The organism is Pseudomonas sp. M2(2023), assembly GCF_030263955.1.
GTDB classification, from domain to species: Bacteria; Pseudomonadota; Gammaproteobacteria; order Pseudomonadales; family Pseudomonadaceae; genus Aquipseudomonas; species Aquipseudomonas asiatica.
The window spans coordinates 3,634,183-3,658,727 of the sequence record NZ_CP127114.1 but is presented as its reverse complement, the minus strand read 5'-3'; the positions used below and the strand labels follow the sequence as shown (position 1 = coordinate 3,658,727).

The following is a 24,545-nucleotide window of genomic DNA, read 5'->3' as shown; positions in this document are numbered from 1 at the left end:
GGGTCACATCCGGAAAATGCCGAAGCGGCTCTGTTCGATCGGTGCGTTCAGCGCAGCGGACAACGCCAGGCCGAGCACGTCGCGGGTCTGTGCCGGGTCGATGACACCGTCGTCCCACAGGCGGGCGCTGGAGTAGTAGGGGTGGCCCTGGTGCTCGTACTGGTCAAGGATCGGCTGTTTGAGCCGGGCTTCGTCTTCGGCGCTGAACGGGTGGCCACTGCGCTCGCTCTGTTCGCGCTTGACCTGAGCCAGCACGCCGGCGGCCTGTTCGGCCCCCATCACGCCGATCCGCGCATTGGGCCACATCCACAGGAAGCGCGGGTCGTAGGCACGGCCGCACATGCCGTAGTTGCCGGCGCCAAAGCTGCCGCCAATGATCACCGTGAACTTCGGCACCTGGGCGCAGGCCACGGCAGTGACCAGCTTGGCGCCGTGCTTGGCGATGCCGCCTTCTTCGTACTTCTTGCCGACCATGAAGCCGGTGATGTTCTGCAGGAACAGCAGCGGGATGCCGCGCTGGCAGGCCAGTTCGATGAAGTGCGCGCCTTTTTGCGCCGCTTCGGCGAACAGGATGCCGTTGTTGGCGAGGATCGCCACCGGGTAGCCGTGCAGGTGGGCGAAGCCGCACACCAGGGTGGTACCGAACAGCGCCTTGAACTCGTCGAACACCGAGCCGTCGACCAGACGCGCGATAACCTCGCGCACGTCGAACGGTTGCTTGGCATCGGCCGGCACCACGCCATACAGCTCATCGGCGGCGTACAGCGGTGCCACCGGGGCCAGGCGCTGCAGCTTGCCCAGCTTGTGCCAGTTGAGGTTGGCCACGCTGCGTCGGGCCAGGGCCAGGGCGTGTTCGTCGTTGTCGGCATAGTGGTCGGCCACGCCGCTGGTGCGGCAGTGCACATCGGCACCGCCAAGGTCTTCGGCGCTAACCACCTCGCCGGTGGCCGCCTTCACCAGTGGCGGGCCGGCGAGGAAGATGGTCGCCTGCTGGCGCACCATGATCGCTTCGTCGGCCATCGCGGGCACGTAGGCACCGCCGGCAGTGCACGAGCCCATCACCACGGCAATCTGCGGAATGCCCAGCGCGCTCATGTTGGCCTGGTTGAAGAAGATCCGCCCGAAGTGCTCGCGGTCGGGGAACACTTCGTCCTGGCGTGGCAGGTTGGCGCCGCCGGAGTCCACCAGGTAGATGCACGGCAGGCGGTTCTGCAGGGCGATGGTCTGCGCACGCAGGTGCTTCTTCACCGTCAGCGGGTAGTAAGACCCGCCTTTGACCGTGGCGTCGTTGGCCACGATCATGCATTCCACGCCTTCGACGCGGCCGATGCCGGCGATCACGCCCGCAGCGGGCACGTCTTCGCCATACACCTCATGGGCAGCCAGTTGGCCGATTTCGAGGAACGGCGAGCCCGGGTCCAGCAGGCGGTCGATACGCTCGCGCGGCAGCAGCTTGCCACGCGAAGTGTGCCGCTCCTGAGCCTTGGGCCCACCGCCCTGGGCCACTTGGGCGAGCAGGCCGCGCAGGGCCTGGACCTGTTCGAGCATGGCCGCGCTGTTGCCGGCGAACTCCGCCGAACGCGGGTTGATCTGGGTGTGCAAGGTAGCCATGTGCGCCCGTCCCTTGTGCTCAGCGGGTTTCGTTGAACAGTTCGCGGCCGATCAGCATCCGGCGGATTTCGCTGGTGCCGGCACCGATCTCGTACAGCTTGGCGTCGCGCAGCAGGCGGCCTGCCGGGAATTCGTTGATATAGCCGTTGCCGCCGAGAATCTGGATCGCCTCCAGGGCCATTTGCGTGGCGCGCTCAGCGGTGTACAGGATCACCCCGGCGGCGTCCTTGCGGGTGGTCTCGCCACGGTCGCAGGCCTGGGCCACGGCATACAGGTAGGCACGGCTGGCGTTGAGCTGGGTGTACATGTCGGCGATCTTGCCCTGGATCAGCTGAAACTCGCCGATGCTCTGGCCGAACTGCTTGCGGTCGTGAATGTAGGGCACTACCAGGTCCATGCAGCTCTGCATGATGCCGGTCGGGCCGCCGGACAGCACCACGCGCTCGTAGTCCAGGCCGCTCATCAGCACGCGCACGCCACCGTTGAGCTGGCCGAGGATGTTTTCTTCCGGCACTTCGACGCCGTCGAAGAACAGCTCGCAGGTGTTGGAGCCACGCATGCCCAGCTTGTCGAACTTGTTGCTGCGGCTGAAGCCTTTCCAGTCACGCTCGACGATGAACGCGGTGATGCCGTGCGCGCCCTTTTCCAGGTCGGTCTTGGCATAGATCACGTAGGTGTTGGCGTCCGGGCCGTTGGTGATCCAGGTCTTGCTGCCGTTGAGCACGTAGTGGTCGCCGCGCTTTTCCGCGCGCAGCTTCATCGAAACCACGTCGGAACCGGCGTTGGGCTCGCTCATGGCCAGGGCGCCGATGTGCTCGCCGCTGATCAGCTTGGGCAGGTACTTGAGCTTCTGCTCGTGGCTGCCGTTGCGGTTGATCTGGTTGACGCAGAGGTTGGAGTGGGCACCGTAGGACAGGGCCACCGAGGCCGAGCCACGGCTGATTTCTTCCATCGAAACCACGTGGGCCAGGTAGCCCAGGCCGGCACCGCCGTATTCTTCCGGCACGGTGATGCCCAGCAGGCCCATGTCTCCGAACTTGCGCCACATGTCGGCAGGGAACAGGTTGTCGTGGTCGATTTGCGCGGCGCGCGGAGCCAGTTCGGCGGCGACGAAGGTGCGCACCTGGTCGCGGAGCATGTCGATGGTTTCGCCCAGGGCGAAGTTCAGGGTGGGGTAATGCATGCTGGGGGCACCTTCTTGTTCTTGAAATTGGGTAACACCGTGGCTCAAGGGCTATCCACCGGCCCTGTGGGAGCGGGTTTACCCGCGAATGCGTCAGCAGGGCCACCGTCATTGCCTGGATGATCGCATTCGCGGGCAAACCCGCTCCCACAAGGTCGGTGGTGCGCCGACAAACCCGATGTCGTTTTCACCTTTACGTTAACGTAAACCTGCATGCGCTCACTGTCAATCGACTCATCACCTTTACGTAAACGTAAATCTGCGCCAGAGTATTCCCGCTTGCTTCAGTCGTGCCCAGAACAACCACAAGAAGGGACACCCATGAGTCAACCAAGCTATACCCGCGGTCGCCAGGACCAAGCCTTGCTGACCCAGACCATCGGCCAGGCCTTCGACGCCACCGTGGCCCGTTGTGCCGACGGCGAGGCCCTGGTGTCGCGCCATCAGGGCCTGCGCTACAGCTGGCGGCAGTTGGCCGAGCAGGTCGAGGTGCATGCTCGTGCCCTGATGGCCCTGGGCGTGAACACCGGCGATCGGGTCGGTATCTGGTCGCCCAACTGCGCCCAGTGGTGCATCCTGCAGCTGGCCAGCGCCAAGGTCGGTGCGATTCTGGTCAACATCAACCCGGCCTACCGCGTGGGCGAGCTGGAATACGTGCTGCGTCAGTCCGGTTGCCGCTGGCTGGTGTGTGCCGATGCCTTCAAGACGTCCGACTACCACGCCATGGTCCAGGAACTGGCGCCGGAGCTGGCCAGCGCCGCCCCCGGTGAAATGGCCAGTGAACGCCTGCCCGACCTGCGCGGTGTGGTCAGCCTGGCCGCCAACCCGCCGGCAGGCTTCCTGCCTTGGCAAGCGCTGGCCGAGCGGGCAGGGCAGACCTCGACCGAGGCCTATGCGGCGCGCCAGCAAAGCCTGCAGTTCGACCAGCCGGTGAACATCCAGTACACCTCCGGCACCACAGGCGCTCCCAAGGGCGCCACGCTCAGCCACTACAACATTCTCAACAACGGCTTCATGGTCGGCGAAAGCCTGGGCCTGACCGCATGCGACCGCATGGTGATCCCGGTACCGCTGTACCACTGCTTCGGCATGGTCATGGCCAACCTCGGCTGCATCACCCATGGCAGCACCATGATCTATCCCAACGACGCCTTCGACGCTGAGCTCACCCTGCGCGCCGTGGCCGAAGAGCGCGCCAGCATCCTCTATGGCGTGCCGACCATGTTCATCGCCATGCTCGACCACCCCGCGCGCGGGCAAATGGACCTGTCGACCCTGCGCAGCGGCATCATGGCCGGCGCCACCTGCCCGATCGAGGTGATGCGCCGGGTCATCGACCAGATGCACATGGCCGAAGTGCAGATCGCCTACGGCATGACCGAAACCAGCCCGGTGTCACTACAGACCGGCCCGGACGACGACCTTGAGCTGCGCGTGACCACCGTCGGCCGCACCCAGCCGCAGCTGGAGAACAAGCTGGTGGACGCCGACGGCTGCATCGTCCCGCGCGGCGAGATCGGCGAGCTGTGCACCCGCGGCTACAGCGTGATGCTCGGCTACTGGGACAACCCCCAGGCCACGGCAGATGCCATCGACCCGGCCGGCTGGATGCATTCTGGCGACCTGGCGGTGATGGACGAGCACGGCTACGTGCGCATTGTCGGGCGCAACAAGGACATGATCATTCGCGGCGGCGAGAACATTTATCCGCGTGAGCTGGAAGAGTTTTTCTACACCCACCCGGCGGTGGCCGATGCGCAGGTGATCGGCATCCCGTGCAGCCGGTATGGCGAGGAGATCGTCGCCTGGATCAAGCTGCACCCGGGGCACAGTGCCACGGTCGAGGAACTGCAGGGCTGGTGCAAGGCGCGCATTGCACACTTCAAGGTGCCGCGGCATATCCGCTTTGTCGACGAGTACCCGATGACGGTGACCGGCAAGGTGCAGAAGTTCCGCATGCGGGAGATCAGTGTGGCGGAGATCTCGGCTTTAACTGCTGGTTGATGTATTGATGCTGCCGGCCCTTTCGCGGGTAAACCCGCTCCTACAGGTACAGCGCCGCGTTCGAAATCGGCGCGGTCCCTGTGGGAGCGGGTTCACCCGCGAAAGGGCCGGTCCTGCCTGCGTCGATCCTGGTCTACCCTTAAGCCTTCACCGGTGGTTCCTGGCTCGGCGGGTCGCCTACCGTCGGCGGCACGGTCGGCTTGATCGGCAGCTCGTCCGGGTCTTCCTCCGGCACGGGCGGCGGCAGGCTCGGGTCGTCGATGTTGGGATCGGGAGTCTCCGGTGGAATGGGAATGTTCATGGCCTGACCTCGCTTGGGTAATTGAAGAGGTGCTGCAGGCTTCGACCCCTCGCAGCTGCCGTTCGCTCAATTTTTTTGAACCCCACGCCTGTGCCCGGCTCTGAACCCTTACCGCCACCAGCCTGAGGGAGCAAGGTCCGATGTCACGAAACGAGCCCTTCGAAAGCGTGCCCATGGCCAACGATCACCCGGACCAGGCCATCAGCCTGTCCCAGGCGCTGCTGGCGCCGCGCATCGTGATCGAAGACACCCAACCCGTGCTCGAGGCCGGCACCTTCGCCGCCAAGGCCATCAGTGGCCAGCCGGTGGCGGTCAGCAGCAAGGTCTACAGCGACGGCCACGACCGCCTGGCCGTGATGCTCAACTGGCGCCAGGCCCACAGCCGGCGCTGGCATTGCGTGCCCATGCACTCGCCGGGCAACGACCTGTGGCTGGCCGAATTCACCCCCACTGAACTGGGCCCGCACCTGTTCAGCATCGAGGCCTGGATCGACCCGTTCGCTACCTACTGCCACGACCTGGAGAAGAAGTACCACGCCGGTGTCGAGGTCCGCTTGGAGCTGGAGGAAGGCCGATTGATGCTGGGCAAGGGCATCGAGCTGTGCAACGGTGCCCTGCGCGAGGAGCTCCAGGCGTTGCAGCAGCGCCTGCCCACGCTTAATGCCGACGACCAGGTGGCACTGTTTCTCGACCCCGCTACCGCCCGCCTGATGAGCGACGCCGAGCACCGCAGCTACCTGGCCCGCAGCCGCGAATTCCCCGTCGATGTCGACCGCCCGGCCGCGCAGTTCGCCAGCTGGTACGAGCTGTTCCCGCGTTCCGTCACCGACAGCCCCGAGCGCCACGGCACGTTCAACGATGTGCACGAGCGCCTGCCGATGATCCGCGACATGGGCTTCGACGTACTGTATTTTCCGCCGATCCATCCCATCGGCATGCAGCACCGCAAGGGCCGCAACAACGCCCTCACGGCGGAGCCCGGCGACCCGGGCAGCCCGTATGCCATCGGCAGCGCGGAAGGTGGTCACGAGGCGATTCACCCACAACTGGGCAGCCGCGACGACTTCCGTCGCCTGGTAGCCGCAGCGGCCGAGCATGGCCTGGAAATCGCCCTCGACTTCGCGATCCAGTGCTCCCAGGATCACCCCTGGCTCAAGGAGCACCCCGGCTGGTTCAGCTGGCGACCGGACGGCACCATCCGCTATGCCGAGAACCCGCCGAAGAAATACCAGGACATCGTCAACGTCGATTTCTACGCGCCCGAGGCCGTGCCCTCGCTGTGGCTGGCTTTGCGTGACGTAGTGGTCGGCTGGGTCGAGGAGGGTGTGAAGACCTTCCGCGTCGACAACCCGCACACTAAACCACTGCCATTCTGGCAATGGCTGATCGCCAATGTGCGCAGCCGGCACCCGGAGGTCATCTTCCTCGCCGAAGCCTTCACCAAACCGGCGATGATGGCCCGCCTTGGCAAGGTCGGGTACGCGCAGAGCTATACCTACTTCACCTGGCGCAATCACAAACAGGAACTGCGCGAATACTTCGAGCAGCTCAACCAGCCGCCATGGAGCCAGTGCTACCGGCCCAACTTCTTCGTCAACACGCCCGACATCAACCCGTACTTCCTGCATACCTCCGGCCGTGCCGGCTTCCTCATACGCGCTGCACTGGCCACCATGGGGTCGGGGCTGTGGGGCATGTATTCGGGCTTCGAACTGTGCGAAGGCAAACCGCTGCCTGGCAAGGAGGAGTACCTGGATTCGGAGAAGTACGAAATCCGCCCACGCGATTTCAGCCAACCCGGCAACATCATTGCCGAGATCGCCCAGCTCAACCGCATCCGCCGGCAGAACCGCGCCTTGCAGACCCACCTGGGCGTGGCGTTCTTCAACTGCTGGAACGACAACATCCTGTACTTCGCCAAGCGCACGCCCGAGCGCGACAACTACATTCTGGTAGCAATCAGCCTCGACCCGCACAACGCCCAGGAGGCGCATTTCGAGCTGCCGCTGTGGGAGCTGGGGCTGGATGACAACGCCGAAACCCATGGTGAGGACTTGATGAACGGACATCGCTGGTCGTGGTACGGCAAGACCCAATGGATGCGCATCGAACCCTGGCATCTGCCGTTCGGTATCTGGCGCATCGAAAAGGCCCGCTAACGGTGGTTCGCGATCCACTGTAGGAGCGGGCTTGCCCGCGAACACCGGCACAGCAGGTGCCATACACCGCGGTGTCTGTTTCGCGGGCAAGCCCGCTCCTACAGGGGCCAGAGCAACCAGAAATTGAAAGGAGTCGCACATGGCCAAGCGTTCCCGCCCTGCAGCCTTCATCGACGACCCGCTGTGGTACAAGGACGCCGTCATCTACCAGCTGCACATCAAGTCGTTCTTCGATTCGAACAACGACGGCATCGGCGACTTCGCCGGCCTGATCAGCAAGCTCGACTACATCGCCGAGCTGGGCGTCAACACCCTGTGGCTGCTACCGTTCTATCCCTCGCCACGCCGCGACGATGGCTACGACATCGCCGAATACAAGGCCGTGCACCCCGACTACGGCAACCTGGCCGATGCCCGCCGCTTTATCGCCGAGGCGCACAAACGCGGCCTGCGGGTAATCACCGAGCTAGTCATCAACCACACCAGCGACCAGCACCCCTGGTTCCAGCGCGCCCGCCATGCCAAGCGCGGCAGCAAGGCACGGGACTTCTATGTGTGGTCGGATGATGACCAGAAGTACGACGGCACGCGCATCATCTTCCTCGACACCGAGAAGTCCAACTGGACCTGGGACCCGGTCGCCGGCCAGTACTTCTGGCACCGCTTCTACTCGCACCAGCCCGACCTCAACTTCGACAACCCGCAAGTGCTCAAGGCCGTGATCGGGGTAATGCGCTTCTGGCTGGACCTGGGTGTCGATGGCCTGCGCCTGGACGCCATCCCTTACCTGATCGAGCGCGACGGCACCAACAACGAGAACCTTGCCGAAACCCACGATGTGCTCAAGGCGATCCGCGCCGAAATCGACGCCAACTACCCCGACCGCATGCTGCTGGCCGAGGCCAACCAATGGCCCGAGGACACACGCCCGTACTTCGGCGAGGGCGAGGGCGACGAATGCCACATGGCCTTCCACTTCCCGTTGATGCCGCGCATGTACATGGCCCTGGCCATGGAAGACCGCTTCCCGATCACCGACATCCTGCGCCAGACCCCGGAAATCCCCGCCAACTGCCAATGGGCGATCTTCCTGCGCAACCACGATGAGCTGACCCTGGAAATGGTCACCGACCGCGAGCGCGACTACTTGTGGAACTACTACGCCGAAGACCGCCGCGCCCGCATCAACCTGGGCATCCGCCGCCGCCTCGCGCCGCTGCTGCAGCGCGACCGCCGGCGCATCGAACTGCTCACCAGCCTGCTGCTGTCGATGCCCGGCACGCCCACCCTGTATTACGGCGACGAACTGGGCATGGGCGACAACATCTACCTGGGCGACCGCGACGGCGTGCGCACGCCCATGCAGTGGTCGCCGGACCGCAACGGCGGTTTCTCCCGCGCCGACCCGCAGCGCCTGGTGCTGCCGCCGATCATGGACCCGCTGTACGGTTACCAGACCGTCAACGTCGAAGCCCAGGCCAACGACCCGCATTCGCTGCTGAACTGGACCCGGCGCATGCTGGCGGTGCGCAAGCAGCAGAAGGCCTTCGGCCGCGGCAGCCTGCGCACCCTCACGCCGAACAACCGGCGCATCCTCGCCTACTTGCGCGAGTACACCGACGCCGATGGCAACACTGAAGTCATCCTGTGCGTGGCCAACGTTTCCCGCGCCGCCCAGGCAGCTGAACTGGAATTGTCACAATACGCCGACAAAGTACCGGTGGAGATGCTCGGCGGCAGCGCCTTCCCGCCAATCGGGCAACTGCCGTTCCTGCTGACATTGCCACCCTACGCCTTCTACTGGTTCCTGCTGGCCAGCCACGACCGCATGCCCAGCTGGCACATCCAGGCCACCGAGGGGTTACCCGAATTGACCACACTGGTATTGCGCAAGCGCATGGAAGAACTGCTGGAGGCCCCCTCCAGCGATACCCTGCAAAGCGCCATCCTGCCGCAGTACCTGCCCAAGCGGCGCTGGTTCGCCGGCAAGGAAGGGCCGATCGACCAGGTGCGCCTTTGCTACGGCGTGCGTTTCGGCACCACCACCACGCCGGTGCTGCTCGGTGAAATCGAAGTGCTCAGCGAGGGTGTGGCTACCCGCTATCAGCTGCCGTTCGGCCTGCTGCCCGAAGAGCAGATCAGTACCGCGTTGCCGCAGCAGCTGGCCCTGGCGCGGGTGCGCCGTGCCCATCAGGTTGGCCTGATCACCGATGCCTTCGTCCTCGAGCCATTCATCCGCGCGGTGCTGCGTGCCTGTGAGGGCGGCATGCATCTGCCTTGTGGCAACGGCGAGGGCGAGCTGCGCTTCGAAAGCACGCAGCAGTTGGCGAGCCTGGCGTTGAACGACGAAAGCAGCGTGCGCTACCTCAGTGCCGAGCAGTCCAACAGCTCGGTGGTGATTGGCGACCAAGTGGTGCTCAAGCTGATTCGCCGGGTCAACCCGGGCGTGCACCCCGAGCTGGAAATGAGTGCCTACCTGACCGCCGCAGGCTTTGCCAACATTTCGCCGCTGCTGGCCTGGGTCAGCCGGGTGGACGAGCAGGGCGCGCCACACCTGCTGATGATCGCCCAGGGCTACCTGAGCAACCAGGGTGACGCCTGGGCCTGGACCCAGAACACCCTGGAACGGGCCATCCGCGACCAGATGGAGCCCTCCAGCCTCGACGCCGATGCGCACACCGATGCACTGGCCGAACTCACCGGCTTTGCCGCCTTGCTCGGCCAGCGCCTGGGCGAGATGCACCTGCTGCTGGCCGCACCGACCAACGACGAGGCCTTCCAGCCGCGCCCGAGCGATGCCGACGACAGCGAACGCTGGAGTGCGCAGATCAGTGCCGAACTCACCCATGCCCTCGACCTGCTGGCCCAGCACCGCGACAGCCTCGACAGCGAAAGCCAGGCGCTGGTCGACGACTTGCAGCAACAGCGCGACGGCCTGGCCCAGCACATCGCCAACCTGACCCGCCAGGCCCAGGGCGGCTTGCTGATGCGCGTGCACGGCGACCTGCACCTGGGCCAGGTGCTGGTGGTGCAGGGCGACGCCTACCTCATCGATTTCGAAGGTGAACCGGCCCGGCCGCTGCAAGAGCGTCGGGCAAAACACAGCCCGTACAAGGATGTCAGCGGCGTGCTGCGATCCTTCGACTATGCTGCTGCCATGATCTTGCGCAGCGCGTCTGCGGTCGACCTTTCCGACCCGGCGCGCCAAGCCCGGCAACGGGTTGCCAGGCAGTACCTGCACCAGTCGCGGCATGCCTTTGTCGAAGCCTATGGCCTGGCCACCGCGGCCATGCCGCACGCCTGGCAACAGGCCGAGGGCGAGCGTGCTGCACTGGAGCTGTTCTGCCTGGAAAAAGCTGCCTACGAAATCACATACGAAGCCGAGAACCGTCCGAGCTGGCTGGCCGTGCCTTTGCATGGCCTGCATGGACTGATCAGTACCTGGGGAGAGTCATAGATGAATGCAACCACGCGTGAAAACGGCGGCCTTCGGCAACGGGACCTCGACGCCCTGGCCCGCGCCGAGCACGCCGATCCATTTGCGGTACTCGGCCCCCATGGCGACGGCGCCGGCGGGCAGGTGGTCCGCGCCTTCCTGCCCAACGCCCTGAATGTGCGCATCCTGGCCCGGCATGACGGGCGCATCCTCGCCGAAATGGAGCAGGGCAGCCTGCCAGGGTTGTTCACCGCGCACCTCGATGAGGCACACCCGTACCTGCTGCAGATCGGTTGGGCCGGTGGCGAGCAGATTACCGAAGACCCCTACAGCTTCGGCCCGCAACTGGGCGACATGGACCTGTACCTGTTCGCCGAAGGCAACCACCGCGACCTGTCCGGGCGCTTCGGCGCCCAACCCATCCAGGTCGATGGCGTCGATGGCGTGTGTTTCTCGGTGTGGGCACCGAACGCCCGGCGGGTGTCGGTGGTGGGTGACTTCAACAACTGGGATGGCCGCCGCCACCCCATGCGCCTGCGCCACAGCGCCGGGGTGTGGGAGCTGTTCGTGCCGCGCCTGGGCGTGGGCGAAACCTACAAGTTCGAGGTGCTGGGCAAGGACGGCATACTGCCCCTGAAGGCCGACCCGCTGGCGCGCGCCACCGAACTGCCGCCGAGCACCGCATCCAAGGTGGCAGGGGCGCTCAGCCACGACTGGCAAGACCACGACTGGATGGCGCAACGCGCGCAACGCCATGCCTACAGTGCGCCGCTGTCGATCTACGAACTGCATCCGGGGTCGTGGCGCTGCGAGCTGGATGAGGCGGGCGAGGTCGGGCGCTATTACAACTGGCGCGAGCTGGCCGAGCGCCTGGTGCCGTACGTTCAGGAACTGGGCTTTACCCACATCGAACTGCTGCCGATCATGGAGCACCCGTTCGGCGGCTCCTGGGGCTACCAGCCGCTGTCGCTGTTCGCGCCCACCTCGCGCTACGGCAGCGCCGAGGACTTCGCCGCGTTCATCGACGCCTGCCACCAAGGGGGCATTGGTGTACTGCTGGACTGGGTACCGGCGCATTTCCCCACCGACGAACACGGCCTGGCGCGTTTCGACGGCACCGCCCTGTACGAATACGACAACCCGCTGGAGGGCTACCACCAGGACTGGAACACGCTGATCTACAACCTTGGCCGCAACGAAGTGCGCGGCTTCATGATGGCCTCGGCGCTGCACTGGCTGAAGCACTTCCACATCGATGGCCTGCGTGTCGATGCAGTGGCCTCGATGCTGTACCGCGACTATTCGCGCAAGGCCGGCGAATGGGTGCCCAACCGCCACGGCGGGCGCGAGAACCTGGAAGCCATCGACTTCATCCGCCACCTAAACGGCGTGGCGGCCCATGAGGCCCCGGGCGCGCTGATCATCGCCGAGGAGTCCACCGCCTGGCCCGGCGTCAGCCAGCCGACCCAGCAGGGTGGCCTGGGCTTTGCCTACAAGTGGAACATGGGCTGGATGCACGACACCTTGCATTACATCCAGAACGACCCGGTGCACCGCACTTATCATCACAACGAGATGAGCTTCGGGCTGATCTATGCCTATTCCGAGCACTTCATCCTGCCCATCTCCCACGACGAAGTGGTGCACGGCAAGCATTCGCTGATCGACAAGATGCCCGGCGACCGCTGGCAGAAGTTCGCCAACCTGCGTGCCTACCTCACCTTCATGTGGGCGCATCCGGGCAAGAAGCTGCTATTCATGGGTTGCGAGTTCGGGCAGTGGCGTGAGTGGGACCACGATGGCGAGCTGGACTGGTACCTGCTGCAGTACCCTGAGCACCAGGGGGTACAGCGCCTGGTAGGCGACCTCAACCGCCTGTACCGCGAGGTGCCGGCGTTGCATGAGCAGGATTGCCAGCCGCAGGGGTTCCAGTGGCTGATTGGTGACGATGCCCAGAACAGCGTGTATGCCTGGCTGCGCTGGAGCAGCAGTGGCGAGCCGGTGCTGGTGGTGGCCAACTTCACCCCGGTGCCGCGCGAGGGGTATCGCATTGGCGTGCCGTTTGGCGAGCGCTGGCAGGAGCTGTTGAACAGTGATGCAGAGCTGTATGCCGGGTCCAATGTCGGCAACCTGGGGGTCGTGCAAAGTGACGAGATAGCCAGCCATGGGCAGCCGCAGTCGCTGGCCCTGAACCTGCCGCCGCTGGGTGTTCTGATAATGAAACCAGCCTGATGTGTTCCCAGTACTGGCCTATTCGCGGGTAAACCCGCTCCCACAGGTATTGCACAAGCTTCAGACCCTGTGCGGTCCTTGTGGGAGCGGGTTCACCCGCGAAAGGGCCGACCCTGCCTACCACCGCATCCGCACCCCAAGGCTGCCAATCAACCCGTTCAGATCATTGTCGTCGACGTCACTGCTGTAATCGGCACTGACAAACAGCGCCACCGTGGGTGTCACCCGCGCCACCAGCCCCAACCCCAGTTCCACCGTGGTCGAGTAGCGCGAGCTGGAGATCTTGTCGACCTGGTCCAGCTTCACCTCATCGGCATTGCTGAAGTCATACCACACGTTGGTCCGCACATAGGGTTCGATCGGCATGCCGCGTACTTCATAACGCCCGGACAGCCTGGCACCGACCCGGCCGCTCCAGCTCGGCTGGCTGTCGAAGGCCTGCAAGGTCTCCTCCTGTGCCCGGCTGCCGGGGAAGAACTGCTGGTTGATCAACTGCGCCTGCGGCTCGATCACCCAGCCGCCACCCAGGCCGATGGGGATGCCGCCTTCCAGCGAGAAGGTCATCGCGTGGCCGCTGTCGTCCAGTCGCTGGCCGTTTTCGCCTCGACCGTTGACGTCGATGCGTGAACCCATGGCCACGGCATCCAGGTGCCAGCCCTGTTCATGGGTCATGCTCCAGTACACCCCCAGGCTTTCGCCGCTGAGGTTCACGGCGTTGCGTTGCTTGTCGCCCAACAGCTGGCGCATGCCGTTGAAGTTGGTCTGCAGGTTGTTTTGCCCCACGAAGATCCCCGCGCGGTGCACATTGCCCGCTGCAGTTTCACGCACGAACAGGTCCGGGCCGATCATCAGTTGCTGGCTGGGGGCCTCCAGCTGGTCCGGAGGCTGCGCGCCACTGCGCGCGGTGGTGGGGAAGAACTGCGCCCACTGGCTGGCGACCAGGTCCGGTGCAGGCTGCCCATGGCGTTCGCTCATCTTTTGCGAGAACGCGTTCAAGGTACCGATACTCAAGCCACTGGCGCTGACCGGGTCGAGCGTAAGCTGTGGTACTGCCGGTTGGTGCAGGAAGCCGGGCGAGGTCGGGTCGTCCTGCAGTTCATACGCGATAGTTTCCACCGGGGTTGCCAGAAGCAGCGACGTGGAAACCGCGTAGAAAATGCTTTCGAAGCGCAAGGGGTTCGAGGTGCTTTTCATGGCGGATCTCCTTTGTTTTGGTGTTACAGCCCTAGGACCTGGCCTGTTGTCACGAGCTGTACGGCAAAAACAGTGGGCGACCCAAACCAGCACGCCTGGCTTTCTGCAGCGCGCACGAAGGCGCGAGCTAGAGGCCCTGCGCGAGATCATTACTGCTAGATATGTTCAGCTAAGGAGAGGGCGCCGCTTGCGTCAAGAAAGCGTGAAGGATGTGTTCAGGTTCCGTGGCTTTGTTCAACTTGTTGAATCACAAGATAATTCGGCTAGGTATAGCCAGGTTCGCTATTTGCCGTGCTGCGGCTATGAAGAATGATTGCTAAGCCTGACTTCGACCGACAACGGCAGGTGGTCCGACAGGTGCGACCAAGGTTTGTGCCCCAGAATCCGCGGCCCATGGCTTTCGGCGTTGCGCAGGTAGACACGGTCCAGGCGCAACAGCGGCAGCCGCGCAGGATAGGTGCGGGCCAGGTGGCCATGGTGGCGTTCGAAGGCCTCGTGCAGGTCACGCTGCAGGCCCAAGGTGCGGTTGCCGTGGGATTTCCAGTCGTTGAAGTCGCCAGCGATGATCACCGGGGCGTCGGCGGGCAAGGATTCGAGCAGCTTGCGCAGCAGTTGCAGCTGCTTCTGGCGGTGGCTTTCCAGTAACGACAGATGTACGCAGATGGCATGTACCTGATGCTGGCCAGGCACGTCGAGGACGCAGTGCAGCAGGCCACGTCGTTCGGGGCCGGTGATCGACACGTCGAGGTTGCGATGTTCGATGATCGGGTATTTGGACAGCAGCGCGTTGCCGTGGTGGCCGTCAGGATAGACCGCGTTGCGCCCGTAGGCGAAGTCGCTCCACATGCTGTCGGCGAGGAACTCGTACTGCGAGGTCTGCGGCCAGCCGGGGTAGCGCGCGGCGTGGCGGTCGTGGCTGCCGAGCACCTCCTGGAGAAAGACGATGTCGGCCTGGGTGCTGCGCACCGCCTCGCGCAGTTCCGGCAGGATGAAGCGCCGGTTGAAGGCGGTGAAGCCCTTGTGGGTATTCACCGTCAGCACCCGCAGCCGCTTCACGGCCGGGGCCTGGTTGACACTGGCGAAACCTTTACTGCCGGCTTCGGGGTTCACGGTTACTCCTCGGTCAACGGGTTTGCGCGGATCCTTGTAGGAGCAGCCTTGTGCTGCGAAAGGGCCGATAAGGCAAACCACTTGCTGTGCCGGTAAAGGCCTCTTCGCAGCACAAGGCTGCTCCTACAAGGGACAGGTACCAAACTGTCAGGTTCACTCCTCATCACGCTGCAACACCATCAGCAGCAACGACCGCCCCTTCACCTCGAAGGTGCTGTCGAACTGCAGATGCTGCCCCTTGCGCAGCTCTGGCCGGTCGGTATCGACCAGGCAACTCCAGTAATCCCCCTCGGGCACGGTTGGCAGCTGGAACGGCACGATGTCATGGTGGGCATTGACGATCAGCAGCACTGTGGCCTCGGCGCCTGGCCTGGCAATGCCGCTGACCTGGGCACGGCCATCGATCAACATGCCCAGGCAACGCCCGTGCGGGTCTTCCCATTGTTCCACGCTCATCTCGTTGCCATCCGGTGCCAGCCAGGTCACATCCTTGACACCGATCGCCTCATTGTAGTCGCCAACCAGGAAGCGCGAGCGGCGCAGTACCGGGTAGGCCAGGCGCAGGCGGGTGAGGCGCTTGACGAAAGCCAGCAGCTCTTTGCCCTCCTGGTCCAGGTCCCAGTTCACCCAGCCGATCTCGCTGTCCTGGCAATAGGCATTGTTGTTGCCGTGCTGGGTACGGCTGAACTCATCGCCGGCGACGATCATCGGCGTGCCCTGGGCCAGCAGCAGGGTAGCGAAGTAGTTGCGCATCTGGCGCATGCGCAGGGCATTCACGGCCGGGTCGTCGGTTGGCCCCTCGACACCGCAGTTCCATGACAGGTTGTTATCGGTGCCGTCCTGGTTGTTCTCGTCGTTGTCCTCATTGTGCTTGTGGTTGTACGACACCAGGTCGCGCAAGGTGAAACCATCGTGGGCGGTGACGAAGTTGACCGAGGCATAGGGACGCCGGCCACGGTTGTTGAACATGTCCCCCGAGGCGGTCATGCGCGAGGCAAAGTCGGCCAGTTGGCCTTCGTCGCCTTTCCAGAAGGCGCGCACGGTGTCGCGGAAGCGGTCGTTCCACTCTGCCCAGCCCGGGGCAAAGTTGCCCACCTGGTAGCCGCCCGGGCCGCAGTCCCATGGTTCGGCAATCAGCTTCACCTGGCTCAGCATCGGGTCCTGGCGGCAGGCGACGAGGAAGCCGTGGCGTTCGCTGTAGCCGTCGTGGTAGCGGCCAAGGATGGTCGCCAGGTCGAAGCGGAAGCCGTCCACGTGCATTTCGCCGGCCCAGTAGCGCAGCGAGTCGGTGACCAGCTGCAGCACGCAGGGGTGGCTCAGGTCCAGGGTGTTGCCGGTGCCGGAATCGTTGATGTAATAGCGCTTGTCGTCCGGCATCAGGCGGTAGTACGAGGCGTTGTCGATACCGCGCATCGACAGCGTGGGGCCGCGCTCGTTGCCTTCGGCGGTGTGGTTGTAGACCACATCCAGGATCACCTCCAGCCCGGCGTCGTGCAGGTGTGCGACCATTTCCTTGAACTCGGCGATCTTGCCGCTGGCCAGGTAACGCGGGTGGGGCGCAAAGAAGGCGATGCTGTTGTAGCCCCAGTAGTTGTTCAGGCCCTTGTCCAGCAGGTGCTGGTCGTTGACGAAGGCGTGAATCGGCAGCAGCTCGATGCTGGAAACGCCCAGCTCCTTGATGTGCTTGAGCAACTCGTCATTGGCCAGGCCGGCGAAGGTGCCGCGCAGTTCTTCCGGCACCGCTGGGTGGCGCATGCTGATGCCACGGGTGTGGGCCTCATAAATGATCGTACGCTCCCAGGGGATCTGCACGCGCTGGTCGCGGCCCCAGGTGAATGCAGGGTCGATCACCTTGCACTTGGGCACGAAGGGCGCGCTGTCGCGCTCGTCGAACGACAGATCGCCGTCGGGGTGGCCGATGGTGTAGCCGAACAGTGCTTCGGACCATTGCAGGCTGCCGACCAGTTGCTTGGCATACGGGTCGATCAGCAGTTTGTTGGGGTTGAAGCGGTGGCCGTTCTCCGGCTCGTACGGGCCGTGCACGCGGTAGCCGTAGACCAGCCCTGGGTGAGCGTCAGGCAGGTAGCCGTGGTAGATCTCGTCGGTGTATTCGGGGAGCTCGATGCGTTCGATTTCGTGCTCGCCGGTGGAGTCGAACAGGCACAGCTCGACCTTGGTGGCATTGGCCGAGAACAGGGCAAAGTTGACCCCAAGGCCATCCCAGGTGGCGCCGAGGGGGAAGGGCAGGCCTTCGCGGATACGCGACGGGGCGACCGAGCGGGTTTTCTTCGGGGTGCGGGGGCTCATGGCGGTCCTCTGTGGCCGTGGTGGTGGAGGGAGCTGCGTAGGCCTGTACCGGCCTCTTCGCGGGTGAACCCGCCCCTACAGGGATAGCGCCAGGCTTGAGGATGACGGTGTACCTGTGGGAGCGGGTTTACCCGCGAAGAGGCCGGTGCAGGCTCAACCGGCAGCCGGCTTTTTCACCGCCCGGGGTTTCTTCACAGCCACGGCCTTCTCAACCGGTTCAGCCGCTACCTTGGGCTTGGCCGGGGCCCGTTTGCGCGGCGCCGCCTTGGGTGCCAGTGCCTCGGCTTCGGCCAGCTTGCGAGCCATGTCCCAATGGCGGTCTTCCTGGCCGACGGGCTTACCCTCGGACTCCCAGATCTGGTAGGCAAATTCGCGGATACGTTTTTCATCAACACTCATCATGACGCTCCTGATGTTCAAGATTGTTGTATCAGCAGGTTGACCGGAAACTCCGCCAGCACGGCGCTCAACATCAGCTCCTTGGAAGAGCTGACCGCAGCACTGGGGAAAAGTCCCGTCGAGTTGGCAGGCGACAAGGCAAACGGCAGGTTTACCCGGGTGTCGTCCCAGTTCTGTGCCGGGATCAGGGGTGTCGGTGCACCTGCCAGCAGGGTACTGGCCAGGCGTGGCGCGATGATGACGGCCCGTTCGCCCTCGCCAAGGCGAGCGAACGCGATCACCTTGTCGGCATGCCGACCCTGCACGGTCAGGGGCAGGTAGGCGCCACGACGGAACAGCTCGGCATGGGCCTGGCGGCAGTCCAGCACCCGGGCGATCAGCGCCTGCTTGAGGCGGCCATCGCGCCAGTGCTCCAGCAGCTCGGCAACCGGCGTTGCATCGTCCAGGGTGCGACGCCGGCACGCGTAGTCCACGGCGCGCCGGTTATCCGGGTCGACCAGGCTGAAATCCCAGTATTCGTTGCCCTGGTACAGGTCCGGTACGCCCGGCGTGGTCATGCGCAGCAGGGCCTGGACAAGGCCGTTGAGGGCACCGGGGCAGGCCAGCAGGTGCGCGGCGTCGGCCAGCGACTTGCGCAGCTGCTGGTTCTCGCCGTCCAGCAGCAGGCCATCGATGTAGCGGGCACAGGCGCTTTCGTAGGCTTCGTTCGGCGCGCTCCAGCTGCTGCGCAGCTTGGCCTCGCGCAGGGCTTTCTGCTGCCACTGGCGAATGCGTTCGGCGTACTGGCCAAGGGCGTTGACATCGTGCAGGTCGAGGTCCAGCGGCCAGCTGCCCAGCAAGGTCTGCAACAGCATCAGCTCGTCGCCGGGGCTGGGCGCCAGGCCGTCATCCAGTTGCGTGCGCAACGGCGTGGCCAGTTCGCGCCAGTGTTCCATTCGGCTGGCCAGCCACGGGCCGCGCTCGCTGAGCACGGCCAGGCGCGCACGGGTGTCTTCGCCGCGCTTGTGGTCATGGGTGGCGCTGGCCAGCAGGTTGTCGGGGAAGTCGCGCAGGCGCCGCTGGGCCTCGTTGTGGAAGTGCTCGAGCGGGGCGCTGAAACGCTCGGCGTCGAAGCCCACATCGTTGCGCGACAGCAGCCGCGCGCTGCGGTAGAAGGCGGTGTCTTCCACGGCCTTGGCGGCGCTGGGCGCGGTCAGCTGCTGGAAGCGCACGCAGGCGTGGCGTAGCTGCTTGCGCGCCCGGCCTGCTGGCAGGCGGCGCCAGGCTTGCCCGCCCAGCCATTGTTGCAGGTGCTCGAGCAGTGGCCAGTCGGCTTCGCCGAGGTCGAGGCGGGCATTGGCCAGGGCCTGCTGGAAAAACCCTTCGTCTTCTGCCGGGCGCCCGCAGGCATTGAAGTAGGTGCGATACACCGGGTAATGCGCCACCAGCGCCTGCAAGGCACGGCGAATCGCGCCCAGGGTCAGGTCGCGGGTCATCAGGTCGTTGCGCGCCACCTGCAACAGCGCCTGGGCCACCGACTCGCAGTCGCCGGCCAGGCTGGCATTGAGCACCAGGTGGCGGGCCTGACGTACTTCTTCGGGGAAGTCGGGGCGTTCGCTCACATTGGCCCACAGCTCGGTCAGCGCTGCTTCGCCTGCCGGGTCGTGCTGCAACAGCGAGACCTGGTTCATGAACTCATAGCCGGTAGTGCCATCGGTAAGCCAGTCGCGGTGCAGGTGCTCGTTGGCGCCGAGGATCTTCTCCACGTAGATCGGGAAATGCTCCAGGGCGGCATTCAACGGCCGCCGTGCCAGCAGGCCATCGACCCGTCGGCGCAGCTTGCGGCAGTAACCGCGCGGGTCGGCCAGGCCGTCGATATGGTCGATGCGCAGGCCGTCCACCAGGCCACGCTCGATCAGTTCGAACAGCTTGGCGTGGGTGGCCTCGAACACCACCGCGCGTTCCACCCGCAGGCCGCCCAGCTCGTTGATGTCGAAGAAGCGCCGCCAGTTGATGTCGTCGGCGGCGGTACGCCAGCTGGCCAGGCGATAGGTCTGGCGTTCCAGCAGCAGGTGCAGGCGCTTGAAGCCATTCTCGCTGCGGCTGTCGAACGCCACCAGAGCCGATTCGAGGTCAGCGCCTTCGCCCGCCAGGCGCGCCAGTTCAGCTTGCAGGGGCAGGGCGTCGGCCAGCGGCGTGGCCGATGCGCTCAACGCGGTGAAGCGTTCGGCCAGGGCCTTGAGCGCCGGCTCCGGGCTGAGGGCGAGAATCCAGCCATAATCGACCGGGCAGATCGGGAAGCGGTGTTGGTAATGGGCGACCTGCAGCAGCCCATGGTGCTTGTCGAACTCGAGCGGTATCTCGCCATTTTTCAGCGCCACGCCATAGTCGCTGGCGAGGAACGGCAACAGCAACTGGCCGGCCAGCAGTGGGTCGCTGGAGTGCCACTGGATGTCGAAGAACTCTGCATACGGGCTGCGCCGACCCCAGGCCAGCAGGCTCTGCCACCAGGGGTTGTCGGCACCGCCCACGGCCATGTGGTTGGACACCGTGTCGAGGATCAGCCCCATGCCGTGCTGACGCAGGGCGGCGACCAGCCGTTGCAGCGCCGCTTCGCCGCCCAGCTCGGGGTTGACGCAGGTCGGGTCGACCACGTCGTAGCCATGGCGGGAGCCGGCGCGGGCCTTGAGGATGGGCGAGGCATACAGGTGGCTGATGCCCAACTGGGCGAAGTACGGCACCAGCGGCACGGCGTGATCGAGGGTGAAGTCACTGTGAAACTGCAGGCGCAGGGTCGCGGTCAGCGCTTTCATCGGTCACGCTCCCAAGCCTGTTCGCGGGCCTGGGCCAGCAGTTCCAGGCGCCGCGCAGCGTCTTCGTCGTCGAGCAGTTCACGTACCGGCCGGGCAAAGCGTCGGCGCCAGTTGGGGTGGCCGGAGGTGGTGCCCGGCAGGTTGGGTTGCTCGTCACAACCCAGCAGGTCTTCCAATGGCACCAGCACCAGCGGTGCGCGGGTGTGGCCAACGTAACGGATGGCAGCGTCGATCAGCGCGTCGTTGTTCGGCAGCGTGCCGTAGTTGGCCTCCAGGGTGCGGCGCAAACCATCGTGCTCCTTCTGCCGCTCGTGGCGCCAGTGCAGTTCGGTGGCAGCATCGATCAGTTGCAGGCGGTGGCTCCAGTCGATGTCGCGGTTTTCCAGCCAGCCGGCCAGCGGCGCCAGGTCGTGGGTGCCGGTGGTGGCCAGGGCGTTGTCCGGCCAGTCGAGAATCGGCTTGAAATGGCCGGGCTGGGTCTGCTCGAAGGGCAGCACGCGCATGCCCAGCACGGCCTTGGCTGCCAGTTGCTCGCGCAGGCCGTCCGGCACGGTGCCCAGGTCTTCGCCGAGGATGATTGCCTGGTGGCGCACCGACTCCAGGGCCAGCAGGCGTAACAGATCTTCCAGCGGGTAGTTGAGGTAGGCGCCTTCGCTGGGCTTGGCCCCCTGCGGGATCAGCCACAGCCGGCGCAGGCCCATGACATGGTCGATGCGCAGGCCGCCGGCGTGGGCGAGGTTGGCCCGGAGCATTTCGATGAAGGCGCGGTAGCCGTTGCGCTTGAGGCCTTCGGGCGAGAAGGCGCAGATGCCCCAGTCCTGGCCGGCACGGTTGAGGATGTCGGGCGGTGCGCCTACCTTCAGGCCTGCCAGCAGCTCGTCCTGGCGGCTCCAGGCCTGGCTGCCGGCACCGTCGGCGCCCACCGCCAGGTCAGCGATCAGGCCGACCGCCATGCCGTTGCCGCGCGCTGCTTCCTGGGCGCGTTGCAGGCCCCGTTCGGTCAGCCATTGGCAGAAGGCATGGAACTCGATCTTGGCCGGGTAGGCGTTGGCGAAGGCCTCCACTTCCGGGTGGTATGGGTCGTGCCAGGCCTTGGGCCAGTGGCGCCAGTCGGCGCCCAGGCCATGCTCCACGGCCTGGGCCTGCAGCACCTCGAAGCGGCAATGGTGCTCCAGCGCCTGGCCACCGGCTTTGCGGAAACTGTCGAAGTCCTTGCGTAGCGGGTGGTCGCCCTGGCTGAAGCCCTGGTACAGGGCTTCGAGCAGGCGCTGTCGGGCGCTGGCGGCACGCGGCCAGTCTACCAGCGGGCCTTGCTCAAGGTCTTCGAGCTGTTGCTCCAGGCCGCAGGCTTCGATGGCCACGCGCACCTCCCGCTCGCCGAGCAGCGCGGCTGGGCTGGCGTACAGGGTATTGAGCAGCAGGCGGCTGGAGGGCGAGTAGGGGCTGTAGTGCGTCTGGTCGATGGCCGACAGGGCGTGGATCGGGCTAATGGCCAAGGCATCGGCGCCGCGTTCGGCAGCCGCGCGGGCCAGTTGTTCCAGGGCCAGGCAGTCGCCATAGCCGCCATCGCCGGGGCGGCGCAAGCTGTACAGCTGCACCGCCAGGCCCCAGCAGCGCGGTGGCGGCTGTTGCACCTGGTCTTCAAGGCTGTGGCAGCGCAGCGGGGCCACGGCCACGGTGAAGCGGCGGCTGTCGATTTCCACCTGGTGGTAGCCGATGGGCAGCGCGCCGGGCAGGCGGGCCTGGTCGTCGAGGCTGAGGGTGAGGGCGCTGTGGTCCTCCAGGGTGCAGTGCGCGACGCTGGCGGCGCTGAAGTAGCGCGCCAGTGCCAATGGCTGGCCTAGGTCGGCGGTCAGCAGCGGCGGCAGGTGCTCACTGTCTTCGGCAGCGTCCACGGCGCGCAGGCTGGCGGCGATGGCGGCGTCATCGTTGGCAGGGTGGCCAAGGCCTTCAAGTATGTTGCGCAGTACCTCGTCGCTGACACGCTGGGGCTGGGCATTGGCGTCGATCCAGTCGCGGCTCAGCCCGACGCGGCTCGCCAGACGGTGCAGGGCGGTTTCGCTCATGGGCGCTCCTGGGCAGGGGGAAGCAGGCTGACCACGCAGCTGTATGCGGCCAGATGGGTATCGGGGTGCCGGGTGTCGCTGCTGTCGAACAGGCGGTTGGCCGGCGCGGGCAACTCGACCACCTGCGGGGTGGCGGCCAGGTTCAGGTCGATGCGCAGGGTGGTGCCATTGCCCAGGCACCAGCGTGCGGTCAGGGCCTTGTCGCCGTGTACTTCGGCGCCCAGCGCGCGGCTGCCGGGCAGGTGCGGGATCACATGGCGGCGGCGCAGTTCGAGCAGGTGCTGGTACAGGCCGTGCCAGCCGGCGATCACTTCCTTGCCTTGCGGGCGGGAGGCCTCGAAGGTCTGTTCGGCGTTGGGGTCGGGGATGCGTTGGCGCTGCTCGGGGTCGGCGAAGGCGGCGAAATGGGCGAACTCGCCGCGCCGGCCTTCGCGCACGGCGTCGGCCAGCTGGTCATGGAAGTCGGTGAAGAACAGGAACGGCCGGCAGCTGCCATCGTCGTCGCCCATGAACAGCAGCGGAATCATCGGCGCCAGCAGCAACAGCCCGGTGGCCGCCCGCAGCGCCTGCGGTGGGCACAGGCGGGTCAGGCGCTCGCCCAGGGCGCGGTTGCCGACCTGGTCATGGTTCTGCAGGAACAGCACGAACGCGCTGGGTGGCAGGTGCGCGCTGGGTTCGCCGCGGGGCGTGCCATGGCGGTTGGCCTGGCCCTGGAACACGAAACCTTCGGCAAGGCAGCGGGCCAGCTGGTCGATGGGGCGCTGCTGGTAGTCGGCGTAGTAGCCTTCGGTTTCGCCGGTCAGCAGCACATGCAGGGCATTGTGGCCGTCGTCGTTCCACTGGGCATCGAAGCCTTGCTCCAGCAGGAAGGCCTGGTTGTGTTCGTTCTCCAGTACCAGCCATACGTGGCGGCCCGGTTCCACCGCAGCGCGTACCCTTTGCGCCAGCTCGACCAGAAAGTCGGGCTGGTCGATGGCGTGCACGGCATCCAGGCGCAGGCCGTCAAAGCGGTAGTCGCACAGCCACATCAGGGCGTTCTGGATGAAGAACTCGCGCACCTGCGGGCGACGGAAGTCGATGGCTGCGCCCCAGGGGGTCTGCCGGTCTTCGCGGAAGAACGGGCTGGCGTACTGGTGCAGGTAATTGCCGTCAGGGCCGAAGTGGTTGTACACCACATCGACCAACACCATCAGCCCCTGGCCATGTGCCTGGTCGACCAGCGCACACAGCTGTTCGGGGCTGCCATAGGTGTTTTGCGGCGCATAGGGCAACACGCCGTCGTAACCCCAGTTGCGCTCGCCGGGGAACTGCCCCAGCGGCATCAGTTCGACGGCACTGATGCCCAGTTCGGCCAGCCGCGGCAGTTGCCGGGCGACCCCGGCGTAGCCATCGAGCAGGCCGACATGCAGCTCCTGTATGACCGCCTCGTGCCAGGGCCGGCCTTGCCAGGGGTGTCGCCAGGCATAGCTGGCCACATTCACCACCTGGCTCGGCCCCTGCACGCCATCGGGCTGATAGCGCGAGGCCGGGTCGGCCACCTTCAGTGCACCGTCGATACGGTAGTGGTAACGGTCACCGGCCTGGCACGGGGCCACGCCGGTGAACCAGCCATCATCGTCGGGCAACAGCTCGATGGCCGGCTGCTGCTCCAGTTCCACGCTCACGCTGCGCGCATCCGGGGCCCAGAGGGCGAAGCGCGCCGACGTGGCGTCCAGCAGGTGTGCGCCATGCCTGTGCATCTTCAACTCCCC

At 65.5% G+C, this 24,545-nt stretch carries 14 protein-coding genes; 4 read left to right on the top strand and 10 right to left on the bottom strand.

The features are described 5' to 3' along the window. Nucleotides 1–3: 3 nt before the first annotated feature. Together QN085_RS16940 and QN085_RS16935 are read right to left on the bottom strand one after the other, a co-directional pair. On the bottom strand, nt 4–1,611 hold the full coding sequence (locus QN085_RS16940) for a carboxyl transferase domain-containing protein (RefSeq protein ID WP_013973340.1): 1,608 nt from the start codon (nt 1,609–1,611) through the stop codon (nt 4–6). Nucleotides 1,612–1,630: 19 nt separating this feature from the next. Next, entirely contained in the window at nt 1,631–2,794 is a 1,164-nt protein-coding gene (locus tag QN085_RS16935) for an isovaleryl-CoA dehydrogenase (protein WP_013973339.1), read from the bottom strand. Nucleotides 2,795–3,115: 321 nt separating this feature from the next. Between QN085_RS16935 and QN085_RS16930 the strand changes: the two genes are divergently transcribed. Further along, entirely contained in the window at nt 3,116–4,798 is a 1,683-nt protein-coding gene (locus tag QN085_RS16930; RefSeq protein WP_038409974.1) for an AMP-binding protein, read from the top strand. A 139-nt stretch (nt 4,799–4,937) separates the two neighbouring features. Here QN085_RS16930 and QN085_RS16925 read toward each other — a convergent pair whose 3' ends face one another. Beyond that, nucleotides 4,938–5,099 (bottom strand): hypothetical protein, encoded by a 162-nt coding sequence (locus QN085_RS16925; protein WP_003251307.1) that lies wholly within the window; start codon nt 5,097–5,099, stop codon nt 4,938–4,940. A gap of 140 nt (nt 5,100–5,239) precedes the next feature. Between QN085_RS16925 and QN085_RS16920 the strand changes: the two genes are divergently transcribed. The 3 genes from QN085_RS16920 (at nt 5,240) to glgB (ending at nt 12,926) form a co-directional block, all read left to right on the top strand. Further along, nucleotides 5,240–7,258 (top strand): alpha-1,4-glucan--maltose-1-phosphate maltosyltransferase, encoded by a 2,019-nt coding sequence (locus QN085_RS16920; protein WP_023661333.1) that lies wholly within the window; start codon nt 5,240–5,242, stop codon nt 7,256–7,258. Between the two features lie 139 nt (nt 7,259–7,397). Then, nucleotides 7,398–10,715, top strand: coding sequence for a maltose alpha-D-glucosyltransferase (gene treS, locus QN085_RS16915; protein WP_038409973.1), 3,318 nt, complete (start codon nt 7,398–7,400; stop codon nt 10,713–10,715). Next, the gene (gene glgB / locus QN085_RS16910; RefSeq protein WP_038409972.1) at nt 10,716–12,926 is read left to right on the top strand and encodes a 1,4-alpha-glucan branching protein GlgB; all 2,211 of its coding nucleotides are present in this window, start codon (nt 10,716–10,718) and stop codon (nt 12,924–12,926) included. 117 nt (nt 12,927–13,043) lie between these two features. On the opposite strand, the gene QN085_RS16905 is transcribed toward glgB, so the two are convergent. From QN085_RS16905 to treZ, 7 genes are all read right to left on the bottom strand, one after another. Beyond that, nucleotides 13,044–14,120 (bottom strand): autotransporter domain-containing protein, encoded by a 1,077-nt coding sequence (locus tag QN085_RS16905; protein WP_013973333.1) that lies wholly within the window; start codon nt 14,118–14,120, stop codon nt 13,044–13,046. A 300-nt stretch (nt 14,121–14,420) separates the two neighbouring features. Continuing rightward, nucleotides 14,421–15,230: an endonuclease/exonuclease/phosphatase family protein gene (locus QN085_RS16900; protein WP_015271002.1), complete on the bottom strand. Its 810-nt coding sequence runs from the start codon at nt 15,228–15,230 to the stop codon at nt 14,421–14,423. 153 nt (nt 15,231–15,383) lie between these two features. Further along, entirely contained in the window at nt 15,384–17,537 is a 2,154-nt protein-coding gene (glgX, locus tag QN085_RS16895) for a glycogen debranching protein GlgX (RefSeq protein WP_013973331.1), read from the bottom strand. Nucleotides 17,538–17,690: 153 nt separating this feature from the next. Further along, entirely contained in the window at nt 17,691–17,939 is a 249-nt protein-coding gene (locus tag QN085_RS16890) for a DUF2934 domain-containing protein (protein ID WP_013973330.1), read from the bottom strand. Nucleotides 17,940–17,953: 14 nt separating this feature from the next. Beyond that, the gene (locus QN085_RS16885; RefSeq protein WP_013973329.1) at nt 17,954–20,728 is read right to left on the bottom strand and encodes a malto-oligosyltrehalose synthase; all 2,775 of its coding nucleotides are present in this window, start codon (nt 20,726–20,728) and stop codon (nt 17,954–17,956) included. Continuing rightward, entirely contained in the window at nt 20,725–22,794 is a 2,070-nt protein-coding gene (gene malQ / locus QN085_RS16880; RefSeq protein ID WP_041505780.1) for a 4-alpha-glucanotransferase, read from the bottom strand. Before malQ ends, QN085_RS16885 begins: the two co-directional genes overlap by 4 nt. Beyond that, nucleotides 22,791–24,533, bottom strand: coding sequence for a malto-oligosyltrehalose trehalohydrolase (treZ, locus tag QN085_RS16875; RefSeq protein ID WP_041505781.1), 1,743 nt, complete (start codon nt 24,531–24,533; stop codon nt 22,791–22,793). Before treZ ends, malQ begins: the two co-directional genes overlap by 4 nt. Nucleotides 24,534–24,545 lie beyond the last annotated feature (12 nt).